This is a genomic window from Pectinatus sottacetonis (assembly GCF_015732155.1).
In the GTDB taxonomy this organism is placed as follows: domain Bacteria; phylum Bacillota; class Negativicutes; order Selenomonadales; family Selenomonadaceae; genus Pectinatus; species Pectinatus sottacetonis.
The window spans coordinates 2,388,500-2,403,667 of record NZ_WIQK01000001.1 but is presented as its reverse complement, the minus strand read 5'-3'; the positions used below and the strand labels follow the sequence as shown (position 1 = coordinate 2,403,667).

Below are 15,168 nucleotides of genomic sequence, written 5' to 3'. Positions count from 1 at the left end.
ATTTTCCAATTATACTGCCTTGTCTTTTCTTACAGGATAAACAGTCTATTATAAAAACTTTAATAAAATATTTATATTTACTATAGCTTAAAATGTAATTTTAAGCTATAGTAGTAATAAATACAAATTAACTAAATTCCTTGAAAAATATAGATTTATATTCTCTTAAAGTATTTTCATATTTAAACGACTATTAAAAATAATAATAGCAGATATGTTATATAATTAGAAAATTCACATTATTATAGATGAGGAGGCGCATGATGCTAGAAAACACAAAAGACAAAATAGCTAAACTCATATATGATGAAAATAAAAAAAATCCGCTTACCGATGAACAAATAGCAAAAGAATTATCTATTTTACGCGAAACTGTTACCGGAATAAGAAAAAATTTAAATATTCCTAATTCACGCACAAGAAAAAAGGAAATAATCAAAGCTACTGTAAAAAAAATAAAAACTAAAAAACCTGATATAACTATAAACACCATTATAAACTTATTAGCCAAGGATGGTATAACTACCTCACGGACATATATTGCTGCTCTTATGAAACATGAACGCAACGAAAAAAAAGAAATTCCTATTTCTGAAACTGTTAACAGTACCAATAATAATGATAATATTTTTTCTAAACTTATCGGACATAATGGCAGTCTGTTAAAAAATATAAAGCAGGGACAGGCAGCTATTTTGTATCCACCTTTCGGGCTTCCTACCCTGATCGTAGGTGAAAGCGGTACGGGAAAAACATTGTTTGCTGAATATATGTATAAATATGCTATAAAGCAAAAAGTGCTCAGGGAAGAAGCTCCGTTCATATTATTGAACTGTGCCGATTACAGCGATAACCCACAATTACTGGTATCAATACTATATGGCTATAAAAAGGGAACTTTTACCGGTGCGGATAAAGATACTGAAGGATTGATCGAACGCGCCAATAACGGTATGCTATTTCTTGACGAAATACATCGGCTTCCACCTAAAGGACAAGAAATGCTTTTTTCTATTTTAGACAAGGGAAAATTTCGGCGTATGGGCGAAGTAAACATAGAAAGAGAGGCCCATATATATTTTATCGGAGCTACTACCGAAAACATAGAATCTTCTCTTTTGCTTACATTTAGAAGAAGAATTCCTATGATTATAGAATTACCCGCCCTGGAAGAAAGATCCTTACATGAAAAAACAGATTTGATTCACAGTTTTTTTCAAGAAGAAGCTAATCGTATAAATTCTAAAATTTTAGTCAAAGCAAAGATAATGCAGGCATTTGTCTTTAAAAGGTACGCAGGAAATATTGGGCAGTTAAAAAGTGAAATACAAGTTACTTGTGCCAACGCATATGTAGATAAAATCAATAATAAACGAGAAGAAATTTATATTGGGTTCAATGAAGTATTATATCAAAAATTTTTCTATGACATAAATATTCCTCAAAACAATATACGTTTCAAAGATATATTATTTCTGCCAAGTAATGATAAACCACAAAACTCGCTAGTCATCGCCAAAAGCCAATATTCATTACCAGAGGATATTTATGAAACAATAGAAAATAAGTATTACGAATTAAAAAAGTCACATATTCCCACAGATAAAACAGAAAAAATTATTTGGAATTTTCTGTTGAGTTATTTCAATAAAATACGTCTTGATTCCAAGAGCAGGCAATCATCTCTTGACGAGTTAAAATATCTTCTGGATGAAAATATTATTGAGCTGATTAAAGAATTCATTAATTTTATAAAAAACAGCCATCCTGACTGGCAAATAAACGAAAAAGTATTAATTTATCTTGCCATACACTTAGGCGAAGCAGTAAAGAGAATTCAGTTTAAACAAAAAATAATAAACCCTAACTTGCTATATATAAAAGAAAATTTTCCCGAAGAATTTCAATTAGGAAATAAGTTAGCGCAGGTGCTGGCACAAAAAAAGTCCCTTGAAATTCCTGAAGATGAAATAGGTTTTATTGCCATATATATTCATGAATTACTGAAAGTTCAAGATAAAAAAGACCGCATAGCAATTATTACTATATCCCATGGAAAAGTGGCATCTGAACTCATAAATGTAGTAAAACAAATGTTAAATGTCGATTTTCCTATAGCAATAGATATGCCTTTAGATGTAAATCCTATAAAAATTTTTGAACAAGTGATCGAATTAGCAAAATCTTTGCCAGCGGAAAAAGGAATATTATTTTTTGTCGATATGGGCTCACTTGTAAATATAGGAGAAATTATCCATACCAGAATAGGTATCGAAACAAGAACTATTGACCGCGTAGATTTAGTATCTGTACTGGAAGCTGTCCGCAAAGCTGATGCTTCAGAAGAATCACTGAATGATATTTATTATGATATTATTAATTCCAAGCATACCTATTCACTAGTTACTGTAAAAGAATCAAATAAACCACCGGCATTTATAACAATGTGCCTGACAGGCCAAGGAGTAGCTTTAAAAATAAAAACCATATTGGCAGACTGCTATGCTGGGGTAAAAGTAATTTCAATTGGCATTATGGATGACAATGTAAAACTTAAAATAACTAACCTAAACCAACAGTATAATATACTGGCTCTTGTCGGCACCATAAACCCTAAGATTGAAGGAATGAACTTTATTCCTTATGATAAAAATTTTATTAAAGACAAAAAAGTCTTTTTAAATTATTTACTAAAAGAACTTCCCCAAAAATTAGTTCATTCATTAGTTAGAAGAGAATTTGTTCTTCTTGACATGGAGTGTTCTTCTAAAAAAGAAATTATTGAAACTATGGGGAAAATTCTTTTTAATGATGAATTAGTAAAATTTGAATATATAGATTCTGTATTAGCACGAGAAGATATGAATACTACTTTTTTTAGAAACAAAGTAGCTATCCCCCATGGACTGCCAACTTTCGTAAATAAATCAGCTATTATCTTTGCCAGACTAAAACAGCCTGTAAAATGGGACAAACAGGGAAACATGGCCAAACTCATCTGTCTGCCTGCAGTAAAAAGTGAAGATATAAACGCTGTAACTCAGCTGTTCAAGCTTATAAAACAAAAAGATAAGGTTAGTGAGTTAATAGCTGCTAAAAATCAAACCATTTTTATAAACACCATAAAAAATACCTATTAACAGCTTGTCTTGCTGGTTCTTCTATATAATAGGCAGCTATACAATGCAGCTTTTGAGATTTTATTGCATCTTATCAGAACAGGTAGAGCGTTTGAATTACAAGATTATATGTCAAATAGAAATGGTATGCAAACAATGGAAGAATCAATTACAGATTTAAAACGCAGGAATTATCTTAAACATTGACACTTTCTTTTTCATTTCTGAAAAAATAGAAAGACGTCTATCATTTTAGGTAGATGTCTTTTTTATTATGTAAATATTGAAGACTAAATATTGACAATTCACCCAATATATTAGTTAACTTGACTATTGCTGCTTTATCTGCCATTGCTAAATGCCTTAAGCGATTCCAGCAGCTTATTTTTTTCTTCATTTTGTCTATCATCTAAGACAAACTTCTTGAAAACTTCTTTTATATCACGGGGATTTTCCCCCTCACGTATCAATTTATTTGCTGTTTCTATAAATAATTCGGTTTCCGCAGCATAATAATTAATCATGTTAAATCCTTTATCTACCGAATATATTGAACGCTTAAGACATCTTCGCAGTGGATGGTTATCGTTGGTATTATAATAATATAGCAAAGTTTTATTAAATTCCGCTATGTTTTCCTGCATGATATTCAGTATACCGCATTGATTGCTTACTAAAATTTTATTTGCTGCTATTATGGAAGTACGTTTATTCCCATCCCAAAACAATTGGCTTTTCACGGCATACGAAAAATATTCTAAAGCTCTGTCTATCGGATTATTTAATGCCAGTATTCGTTTAATATTTTCTTCCGTGCTTTTTTTATCAGGAATTTCTGGTTTCCAATCTGTACCACCGACACCGACATGACCACTTCTTAGTATGCCCCATTGCAAACTTTCGTTGCGGGAAACATATTTATTAATTTTGCAAACATATTCTAGTGAGAAAGGGGTATTTATGCTGGTAATCATGAACCTGTAAGCATCGCGTAAATTTAAGACCGTTTGGATATCATCCACGGAAACATTATTTATTACCGCTCCGGCAAGAATGGTCTGCGTGTCTGGATAAGTGACATTACAACCTTCTATTTTTGCGGTATTATATATAGAAGAAACTAAGTATTTTTTTGCGAGTATAATATTTTGTTCTTTTTTTATTTTATACTTAGCTAAATCCAAATTATATATCTGCTTCACGTTTATACCTTCTTTTAACGAAAATTTTTTAAAAAAGTAATATATTACCGCCTAAATGAATTTGTCATTATTTTCCTTAACTGCTGTGCTCGAAAATCAATATTATATATTATACGCCTAATACGTTCATTATCAATAAGTGAATTTTTTTCAAAAACATCATGGGCAATTTCAGTAATATCTTTTTCAGTAATATCTTCTACAGATATGGTAGATTCTTCTATTAACTTAATTTGATTTTCGTGTAAACTTCTAAATGGTTTTGCCTCCTGGCTTTTAAGTTTCATGTTTTTAGTTATATCTTTATACCATAGGCTATTACCATGATCAAATAGAGGTGCAAAGCCTATGAATTTTAATGTTTCTGCATTTCTTATAAAACCAAAATTACCATAATGTCTATCATTATTATTAATTAAATAATCGAATGCTAACATTGTGTCAATAGATTCCCTTTTACAGGGTATTTTTAATACTTTCATACAACGAAGAAAATGTTTATAATCATTTTCATTGTTGTTTTTTTTACAAGCATTCCGAATATACAACGCCGGAACATATTCTGTGTCGTGATCTATAAATGTTTCGCAAACACTATATGCTTTATCTTTCAAAATATCTAATTTATACGTAACATGAGGAATATTTAACTCAGCTAGCAATTTCGATGCAAAAACTTCATTATAGGCTTGCTGATAATAAGGAGCTGTACTTTCTTTATATAGATAGCGCTTATTATTTTTTATGGTCCAAAATTTCCTAAGTTCTCCATTAGAACTCATATCAGGAGAATATGATGATATCATATCATCTGAAGATGAGAAACTTTGGGTATCAAATTTATTATCAAATAAATTAACTTGTTTCCAAGTTATATCAGCTTCTTTAGGTTTATACCAATATTGATCAGATAAATTTAATCCTAAGTTTTTAAGAGATAGTGCACTAGCAGTTTCTACCTTTGCAGCTTCTAATAAAATTGATAAATCTTGTCGAGAGGTTGAAATACTTCGAGACTTTATCCATGATTCTAATGCGTATTCTTTATCAGTTTGATATTTAACTGGTAAGGGTAAATATTCTTCATTATATATTTTTGTTATTTCCCTTACACGGCCAGATAAACTATTTATATTTACTTCTATTACAGGAATTTCTTTATCCATAAGTATAATTTTCATTTTATACTCCTTTTAAATATATTTTTTATAAATTTGAAGTACAGAAAATATCTTTGACTTATTTTGACACTTATGCTTTTTATCCCTGCAAAAATAGGTAATAGTTTGTAATCTCTACAGATCTTTGGTTAATCTTATTTAATCCCTACGCTCGCGCGTAAGTACGCAGCACCTTATTTGAAGGTTTATATTATAAAACATTCTAGGTTATTAAGTGCGAATAACTTTTTATACTATATATAATCACGTTCGTTTCATAAACAAGATAATTGTTCTTAAATAAGAAATGTTAGTTTATAAGTCAGCTACCTCACATAACAGTTGGCTATTCATGAGACATTTTAACAGATTAGCTTTAATGCTACATTTTTTAAGCTGCTTAGCTAAATATCTTTTATGTAGCAGTAATGCCAATTTTCTAAGGCTGTTTAAAGTTTTTTGCCCATTTTCAGATATAATAGAGCACTCATCTTCCGAAAAGGTTACATCTAACAGCCAATGCATGCTTTCAATTTTCCAATGTTCACGGCAAATATGTAAAAGCTCTTTGGCATCTGTATCCTTACTTGTTATATAATAACCAGTTTCATCACTGGTTCCACGGTTCGTTGTTGTAATACGCTTAACTGCAAATATTGAACTCAGTCCTGCCCATTCTTTATATCCATTCAGCCATTTAATATCTGAACATTTTTTGCAGATGCGTTTATCAATTCTTCCTCCATTTTTTTCAACTGTCGTATAAGAATCTAATGTTTTGCTATCGAATTCTTCATCAAAGAAAAATTTAATATTATCGTGCAATGTCTTTTGGTTTTCCTTAAGCCCAAAAACGTAATTGCCATGCTTGGCTATAATTTTCTTGCAGGTTTCTTTTTGACAATGCATCGCATCAGCCGTTACTGTCTTGTCCTTAATGTTTAGATTATCCAATAGCTGCTGGAATACAGGAATCTCGTTCGTCTTTTCATGTATAGATTTTTGCCCTAAAACGATGCCGCTTTGTGTTAAATATACAGTTAATATTTGCAGTGCTGAATGCGGTGTACCTTTTTTAGAGGTACTACGGATTGCCTTCCCGTCTACAGCAATAACATCGCCCAAGTCACAGTATGCTGCATCATGCATTATTTCAATAATTACACTGGCTACTTTATCTGCGTCCATCATATTTAATATACGGCTGAAAGTAGCTTTAGAAGGGATTTTAGTTATATTAAATTTCTTTTTTAAAAATTTTGCATTGCTTTGTGCATAAGTTGTTATATCTGCCAGTTCATCTAATCCACACAATACGGCACACATTATTATAATAAGTATATCTGTTAAACTATGTTCTACATAGCTTGAATGTCTGTTATCTTCTATTATTGCTATTGCAAATTTTTCTTTGATATAATCCATTTTTTCACCTATACTTTTTTACTTTGGATTATATCATTTATTTCCTTTTTTTGTTAATATTTATTTTCCGGTTTATGAAACGAACGTGATATATAATGCTATTCAATTGACATTAAACAATACCCTGAATTATAATAATTCCCATGGGTAACTGATGGTTCGGTTTTTCCTCTTCGGAGGGAGGTGATGTTGCTATGACTACATTTGAAGCTTTATGGATCGGCTACAATAAACTGGACAGGTTTTATAAGGTCATGTAAAAATAGAATAAAAGGAATTGGAAGGAAGATTTACATGACAAACAGACGCGAAAAAAGAGAATTTACAAATGATTTTAAAGAACAGATGGTAAAATTATTCAACAGCGGGAAACCACGTTCAGAAATTGCCAGGGAATACGATTTAACACCATCAGCGCTTAATAATTGGATTCGCAGAATTAATGCTACCGGTTCGGCAAAAGAATGTGATAATCGTACGCCGGAAGCGACAGAATTATTGCGTCTTCGAAAAGAAAATCAAAAATTGAAAATGGAAAATGATATTTTAAAGCAAGCAGCGCTGATACTCGGACAAAAGTAATTGTGATCCGGCAAAATGCTCACAAATACTCAGTATCAGCGATGTGTAAATGCTTGAATATAGCTAGAAGTACGTATTACTATGAATCAGCCGTGAAAAATGATGAGTCTGAAATTGAAAATGAAATCAAAAAAATATTTCAAGAAAATTACCATGTATATGGAACCAGAAAAATCAAAAAAGAATTACACAAATCAAATTTCCAGGTATCACGGCGCCGTATTGGACGGATCATGAAAAAACTGGGACTCATATCAAAATATACAGTTGCACAATTTAAGGTGCATAAACAAAAATGCAATGAAGATCCTGTAAAGAATGAATTGAACCGAGAATTTAACGGTCAGAAGCCTTATGCTGTAGTTGTAAGTAATTTGACATATGTTAGAGTAAATTACAAATGGAATTACGTGTGTGTGCTGGTAGATTTATTTAACCGTGAAATTATTGGTTATAGTGCTGGCGTGCATAAAAACGCTCAATTGGTATATGATGCCTTTGCAACAGTAAAAACAGATTTGCGAAAAATCCAAATGTTTCACTCAGACAGAGGCAGTGAATTTAAAAATGAACTGCTTGAAAAAGTAATCACTACATTTGAAATCAAACGATCTTTGAGTATGAAGGGGTGTCCGTATGACAATGCTGTTGCCGAGGCGACATTCAAAATATTTAAAACGGAATTTGTTTATGGACGCACTTTTGACAGTTTAAGCCAGTTGCGGTACGAATTAAAGAGTTATGTGAAATGGTTTAACAATAATAGAATTCATGGATCATTAAATTATATGACTCCGGTGGAATTTAGAAAAGCGACCTTATAAAAAGTGTCCGACAAAGTGTTGACAATCCAATATATAGAAAGAGGCCTATATGAGTATGACAGATTACTTGTATGATGAATCATATTTAACTGATAATGAATGGCATGAAAAATTACATAATATACCTGAAATAACTGAAAAAATACTAATGCAACTACAGGATAAAAAAGGCATGGAAAAAAGGATTGGGCAAGTATCTATGTCTTATGAAATTGCTCAAAGTATATATGCAAGAGAAAATATAATGGTAGAAGCTGGTGTAGGGATTGGCAAATCATTTGCTTATTTAATTCCAGCTTTGTTAGTACAACGTCGTTTATCTCGTCCAATTGTATTAGTAACAGCCTCAATAGCATTATCAGATCAATTAATGAAAGATGTAGGATATACTTGCAAAATAATATCTGAATATGTTCATGAACCATTTGAAATTATTCCAACATTGGCAAAAGGTGCAAGAAATTATATATGTCCAAAAAAGATAGCGGATTTAATGGAAAAAAAGAAAATTATAAAGGGAAAAGAGTGTAATAAAAAAAAGTTAACTTGGCAAGATAAGAAGATAAAAAATTATCCTGACTGGATTCTAAATATTAAGAATGCAATTGAACGAGATGATTTTAAAAAAAAGATTACCCCTAGCCAATGGCAACAGATTTGTGGTGATTCATGTGCTAATGAAAAAAGGCAATGTATATATAAAGATAAATGCTACTATAACAAAATGAGAAAAAACATCAATAATGGTGGTAAGGCAAAAATTATAATTATAAATATGGATATGTTTATTGTTCATTTAAAATTATTAAGGCAAAAAGGCAGAGGTTTATTAAATGAAAATGCAATTCTTTACATAATAGATGAAGCACATAATCTAGAAGAAAAGACTCGTTTAAAATTAACTATATCAAAAAATAAGGATAATCTTTTATCTTTAATGGATAAAATTCAAACAGCATTACAAAAAAAACAACATGGTATTTTACAAGGGAAAACGGAAAAAAATATTACCATTATGAAAAATAGTATAAACAAAATTTTTACTAATGAAGTTAAATATATTACAAAATATAGGAAAGAGGATGAACAGCATGAAGATGCTACAAAATTCTATTATTTTAAAGGTAAAAATACAGATAAAAATGGCATTGATGGCTGGCTAAAGTTTTTGCGTAATGTTCATAAAGAAATAGATGTATCTGATTTGCCTATTGATAAAGATGGAAAAATAATAGCGGATTTAGAAGATTTTATAGAACTAATAAATGCTTTTTTACCTGAATCGGATAATATTCTTTGGTTTCAGGAAGATGAAGATACAGATAATAAATTGGCAATATGCTCAGCACCTAAAAACATAGACAATTACCTGAAGGAAATGCTTTTCAATGATAATTTAACACCCAAAATTCTTACTTCTGCTACATTATGTCAAAATAATCTTTCAAATGAACATGCATATGATTATCAAAGAAGCACAATTGGCTATGAGGGTAATTTAGGTGAATCAAAAAAATCTCCCTTCAATTATGATGATAATTCAATTATGTATATCCCAAATGATATAGTTTCTCCAACTGATGACCACGAAAAATATCTAGATGAAATTTCCAAACGGATAAAAGAACTTGCCGATATCACAACAGGAAGGACATTATGCCTATTTACATCAAAGAAAGATATGAATTGCGTATATGAGAATTTAAACGAATTACATCTTAAATGGAAAATACTTATACAATCTTCAGAGACATCACAAAAGGAAATCATAAGAATGTATAAAAAAGATAAGGGAATATTATTATCTACTGGTTTATGGGAAGGTTTTAATATAAAAGGACCAGATATATCTTCAGTTATTATAGTAAGATTACCATTCCCTGTTCCTGATCCAATTATCGATTATAAAGTTTCAACTTATAGTAATAATCGGAACGAAGTCACAATACCAGAAATGTTAAGAAAACTACGCCAAGGCATAGGCAGACTAATTCGATCTAATGAAGATACAGGCATATTATCTATTCTTGATAGCAGAATGAAAAAATATCAAGAAAGTGTTTTAGAAGTATCTCCTATAAAGCAAGTAGTTAGAAATTTAAATGATGTAAAATCATTTTCAAAAAGAAAATTTGTATTAAAATAACTAAATTTGAATTGTGGTTTGATATTTCATTGATTCATACTATAATCAAATTGGCTAAAGAAATTGGTAATCAATGAATGCAGGCATGCCAAATAATTGGTTAAAAAACCTGCCTATATGTTATACTATAGGCAGGTTTTTAGTGAAATAAGTGGTTGACGATTTTACAGACATCGTAGCTCAATCACTTAGCTATGAAGGGAGAACCTTTTATGAGTTCAAGTGTACAGAAACATTCAATTGATCAAAGTATCAGAAAAACCATTTCAACGAGATACCAAAGAATAACAAAAGCTGTAAACCGTGCCTTTTGGGATAGCGAAAGTGAGATGGAGCACAGTATGTATACTGGTTCATATGGACGTGGAACCGCAATAAAGACAAGTGAGCCATTATAGTGCGGATTACGTTTCATAAGAATGTCTCCTTCATCTAAAATATTAGTCAATACCTAACTTAAAAACAACTGATTTTTTGTCTTAATTTATGGGTTCATTATAGTAATTCTGTACAACCCAGTATAATATTTTCGGCTCCCCGCATATTTAAATTATCTATAACATTTACTACTTTTTCTATAGGTAATAAATTATAAGCTATTATTCCCTTTTTTATATAAGAATAAATCAAATTCATAATTATATTTTGTTCTTCTTTATTTGGATATATACATTGTATATTGCCTTCATCTAAAACATTTTTATATACGCCACTTTGTATTGTGCCATCGGTAGCCAATAGGCCAACTTTTTTAATTTTTCTTTTATTTAGAATTTTAACAGTTTCCCTTGGCATATGAAGAACCGGAATATCAAAATATTTTACAATTTCATCATAAAAGAAATGTGCTGTATTACAAGGCATTATTAAAACATCTGCACCATTAGACTGAAGTTTAATTCCGCTTTTTACCATTTCGGGAATGGGGTTCTTCCCATTGTGCAAAATGGCATCTGTTCTATCTGGAATGTTAGTATTACAATCAACATAAATATGTATATGCTGCTGGTCTTTAGTTGCATCTGTCATAGAAATAATCTTTTGCATTAAATCACAAGTTGCTGCTGGTCCCATACCACCAAGTATACCTATTGATTTACCCGCCATTTTTCCTCCTTTGTTAAAAAGTATATATTAATGTTATCATTATTACAAATATATACTTATTCATCTGTAATATTCATTTCCCCCAGGCTTCCAAATATAATGTTAAGAATTAACAAAAAAGTTAAGAGCTTCATTAGAATACCTTCTATATATAAGGGATATCTTATGAAATAATGTAAAATGTTTTTTCTCTTTTTATTTTTGTAATATACATAACTTATAATATATCTACTGTAAGCCTACATTTATCCTCTTGTAATAGTCATCTCCTTTGTTGACATAATTGTATATCTTTGCTATCGTTATTACAAATACTTATTCATTTATATTTATCATAAATATTCATTTATATTATACGAAGATAATATTAACTATAATAGATGGGGGCAATATGTTTAAGAATAAAGAATATATATACGCAGTATATATAGAACAAAGTTTTTCCAAAGCAGCAAAAAGACTATACGTTTCTCAACCTTGTCTAAGTGCTATGGTAAAGAAAGTTGAAACTAAAATCGGTGTTCCTATATTCAATCGTAATACTTCACCTGTACAATTAACTAAAGTAGGAAGTGCATATATTAATTATATTGAAAAAATCATGCAGTACGAACATGAATTTGAAACATATTTAACTGATATACGTGGACTTAAAAGCGGTGAAATTTCTATTGGTGCTTGTAATATTATTTCATCCTTTATTCTTCCTAAAATAGTGACTCAGTTTTCAAAAATACATCCACTTATTAAAGTAAACTTGTACGAAGGCAATATTGATTCGTTAAATGAAAAATTACATAAGGGAACTCTTGATGTAATTCTTGATAATTATCCTATAGATGAATCGGTATATTTTACAGTTCCACTTTTTTATGAAAGCTTATATGTTGTTATATCTCAACCTCTTTGTAAAAAAATTGAAGATCAATATTTATCAAGAAGTATGACAAGCAGACAGGTTTTATCTAAAACTACAGACAAAAAATCTAACAAATCTGTTCCATTTTCAATTTTTCATAATATTCCTTTTATAATTCTTAGGAAAGGAAATGACACCCGAATTAGATATGATCAATTATGTATGGATTTTAATATTCAACCACCAATAATTCTAGAAGTAGATCAACTATCAACAGCCTATAATATCTGTAGTAACGAGCTCAGTGCTACATTGGTAGTGACACATTAATAAGGAATTCTCCATCCATCAGGCCTTTAAAATACTTTCAAATTGATTCTAAAATTACTTACAGAATGGTTTTTTTCCATTATCCAAAACAGCATTATCTACGGCTTGCTGTAAAAGTATTTCTAAAAGAAGCAGCTAAAATATATGCAACAGTGTAAAATTGAGCGCTCAAATAAAACAGTGGATAAAGTCATACCCTTAAAAAAGTTGTTTAGTTTACTATCTCATAATAAAACCTCCAAACTGATTTTATATTACATCAGCTTGAAGGTTTACACAATCTATGAAGAAGTCCCGATTTTTATAATTGTAAATTAATTATCTTATTAATATACTTTTCTGGTGATTCCTTTTTAATGTTTGTAATAGATCATTACTTAAATTTGAGCCTGTGTATAAGTGTTCAACTATACTTACATATGGATCAAGTGTTTTATCCTGAAAATAGGTCCATCTATCTATTATTTTCATAAATTCAGTTTCAGTATTAGTACACCATAATGCCGTTAATATTTGCTGTAAACTACAAAATAAAGAACCAAATGTTACTTCATTTGCTCTATGTCTTATTCCATCATATATGTCATTTACAATATTTTTTAATTCATTACCATAGCAATTCAAACGATATAATTCGCTTTGTTTATTTGCATCCGCTGTTTTAAATTCTCCAATAAGTAATATTTCTAATAAATTTTTTGAGAATGTTTTACTTGTCAAATAAGAATATTCACTAAAACAAACACTTATCTTTCTGGCAGGAAATTTATTATGATCAAAATTTATAATATAATTACCATTATTCAAACTAAGCTGTTGGTTTTCCTTCAAATACAATTCATGTGCAAATGCTTGCTTTTGCGCACGTATCATTCCCATACCCAATGAAGCAAGCAATGCTACATCATCTACATTGTTGAATTCATTCATTATAGAGCGCTTTTTTATTTCAAAAAAATATAATTCATTTTCATTAATAACTAAATCACATTGCCCCGCAGGAATATTATTCATACTTGGATATTCACCACATCCATATGCATACCCCTTTGAAGTCATTTCGTCTTTTAATATTTTTTCAACATTATCACCTTGTTCTTTATCAAGACTAGCATAATGAGATTTTATTAAATTATATATTGAAAAATAAAATCCTATTCCTGAAAAATGTTGGTCAATCATATAATATCCACGTTTTGGAAAATATATTAAAGGTTTGGAAAATAAATTAGTAGGAGCATCTACTGAAGTATAGTTTTTATTTACACTGTACACAGGTATTGATATATCTTCTAAAATTTGATTTATTTTATATTTTGCAATATGTGTTTGCTTTTTCATGTCACTTTCATTGATAAATCCATTAAATAATTTTAATGATAACACATATTCAGCAACTATTTTATAATCTCTATAACAATATTTACGATATGCATGACTAAACCACGGTTCAATTAAATAGTCTAACGATTTTAATATAAATTTCTTTGAATATTGCATAGGAATACAAATTTTATCGAAATGTAATTCACTATTTAAATAATACGTAAAATCCCTTATATCCATGCAAGCATATTCAAATGACGATTCTCCGGATACATCTTTTATATCCAATAAAGCTCTCGCAATAGAAACAATTTCTTCATTTATTAAAGTATCCAATAATTTACACTTAGGACTATCCTGTAAATGTCTCCCAGATAATTGCATTAATAAATTAATAGGCTCGTTCCTTTCTTTATTAACGGTTCTAGAAATTAAATATCTATCAATTTTTGGTATATATAATTGGCGAATAAATTTTTCAAATAAATATACATAACTATTTATACCACCAACACCAGCAACTTTCTTATCTAATAATTCAAATACTTTTTGTTCACAAAAATCTATACATCCTTTTTTTATAGAAAGTTCTATTCCTTTTTCCCTTAAATATCTTGCTGACTCCGCAATTCTTATAATGTATTTATCTTGTTCAAGATAAATATTGTTCATCTTAAACATGTTGCCATATAAAATAAGCTTTTTAATAATTTCAGGTTTATTATAAAAATAATAATTATTGCCTAAATAATTATGTAGCTTTTCTAATATAATACGAATAGACTTTTTTGACTCATCATTATCTATTAATTCTATTAATAATAAATGTTTGGCGGCTATAATAAAAAAATATGAGTTGAAAATATCTCCATCTTGTTCTTCTTTGTAAAGTGTAGTTTGATACTTTGAATGATCATTTAAAGCATCATAATATGCAAGTGAAACGCATTTCCCTTTTAACGTATCAATATTAGTTATATTAAGTGATTCAATTTGACTTATTTTCTCAATAGCATTTAAAAAAACTTCCCAAATATGAGCATTATAATATTTCATTTATTAATTTCCTTTCCAAAACGAACTATAGT

10 protein-coding genes are annotated in these 15,168 nt (G+C 29.7%); 5 read left to right on the top strand and 5 right to left on the bottom strand.

The window, feature by feature from the left end:
- Positions 1-260 precede the first annotated feature (260 nt).
- Positions 261-3,140 carry a sigma 54-interacting transcriptional regulator gene (locus I6760_RS11250; RefSeq protein ID WP_231036254.1) on the top strand — a complete coding sequence of 960 codons (2,880 nt, stop codon included), beginning with the start codon at positions 261-263 and terminating at the stop codon, positions 3,138-3,140.
- Positions 3,141-3,460: 320 nt separating this feature from the next.
- Here I6760_RS11250 and I6760_RS11245 read toward each other — a convergent pair whose 3' ends face one another.
- The 3 genes from I6760_RS11245 to I6760_RS11235 all read right to left on the bottom strand — a co-directional run bounded on the left by I6760_RS11245 (position 3,461) and on the right by I6760_RS11235 (position 6,906).
- Positions 3,461-4,321, bottom strand: a complete 861-nt coding sequence (locus I6760_RS11245; RefSeq protein ID WP_196594501.1) for a Fic family protein — start codon at positions 4,319-4,321, stop codon at positions 3,461-3,463.
- 44 nt (positions 4,322-4,365) lie between these two features.
- Positions 4,366-5,502 (bottom strand): HipA domain-containing protein, encoded by a 1,137-nt coding sequence (locus tag I6760_RS11240; RefSeq protein WP_196594500.1) that lies wholly within the window; start codon positions 5,500-5,502, stop codon positions 4,366-4,368.
- Positions 5,503-5,796: 294 nt separating this feature from the next.
- Positions 5,797-6,906 (bottom strand): ISAs1 family transposase, encoded by a 1,110-nt coding sequence (locus I6760_RS11235; RefSeq protein ID WP_196594499.1) that lies wholly within the window; start codon positions 6,904-6,906, stop codon positions 5,797-5,799.
- Positions 6,907-7,200: 294 nt separating this feature from the next.
- On the opposite strand from I6760_RS11235, the gene I6760_RS11230 reads away from it, so the two are divergent.
- From I6760_RS11230 to I6760_RS11220, 3 genes are all read left to right on the top strand, one after another.
- A protein-coding gene (locus tag I6760_RS11230) for an IS3 family transposase (protein WP_196594498.1) occupies positions 7,201-8,312 on the top strand; the annotation gives its coding sequence in 2 pieces (ribosomal slippage) (positions 7,201-7,453 and positions 7,453-8,312; 1,113 coding nt in all).
- Between the two features lie 49 nt (positions 8,313-8,361).
- Complete coding sequence (locus I6760_RS11225) at positions 8,362-10,458, top strand: ATP-dependent DNA helicase (RefSeq protein ID WP_196594497.1); 2,097 nt, start codon at positions 8,362-8,364, stop codon at positions 10,456-10,458.
- 212 nt (positions 10,459-10,670) lie between these two features.
- Positions 10,671-10,856 carry an SMODS domain-containing nucleotidyltransferase gene (locus tag I6760_RS11220; protein ID WP_196594496.1) on the top strand — a complete coding sequence of 62 codons (186 nt, stop codon included), beginning with the start codon at positions 10,671-10,673 and terminating at the stop codon, positions 10,854-10,856.
- 97 nt (positions 10,857-10,953) lie between these two features.
- Here I6760_RS11220 and cuyB read toward each other — a convergent pair whose 3' ends face one another.
- The gene (gene cuyB / locus I6760_RS11215; RefSeq protein ID WP_196594495.1) at positions 10,954-11,565 is read right to left on the bottom strand and encodes a cysteate racemase; all 612 of its coding nucleotides are present in this window, start codon (positions 11,563-11,565) and stop codon (positions 10,954-10,956) included.
- 391 nt (positions 11,566-11,956) lie between these two features.
- Here cuyB and I6760_RS11210 point away from each other — a divergent pair, with 391 nt between their 5' ends.
- Positions 11,957-12,754: a LysR family transcriptional regulator gene (locus I6760_RS11210; protein WP_196594494.1), complete on the top strand. Its 798-nt coding sequence runs from the start codon at positions 11,957-11,959 to the stop codon at positions 12,752-12,754.
- A gap of 318 nt (positions 12,755-13,072) precedes the next feature.
- Here the strand turns inward: I6760_RS11210 and I6760_RS11205 are convergent, their stop codons facing one another.
- Positions 13,073-15,136 (bottom strand): hypothetical protein, encoded by a 2,064-nt coding sequence (locus I6760_RS11205; protein WP_196594493.1) that lies wholly within the window; start codon positions 15,134-15,136, stop codon positions 13,073-13,075.
- Between the last annotated feature and the right edge of the window lie 32 nt (positions 15,137-15,168).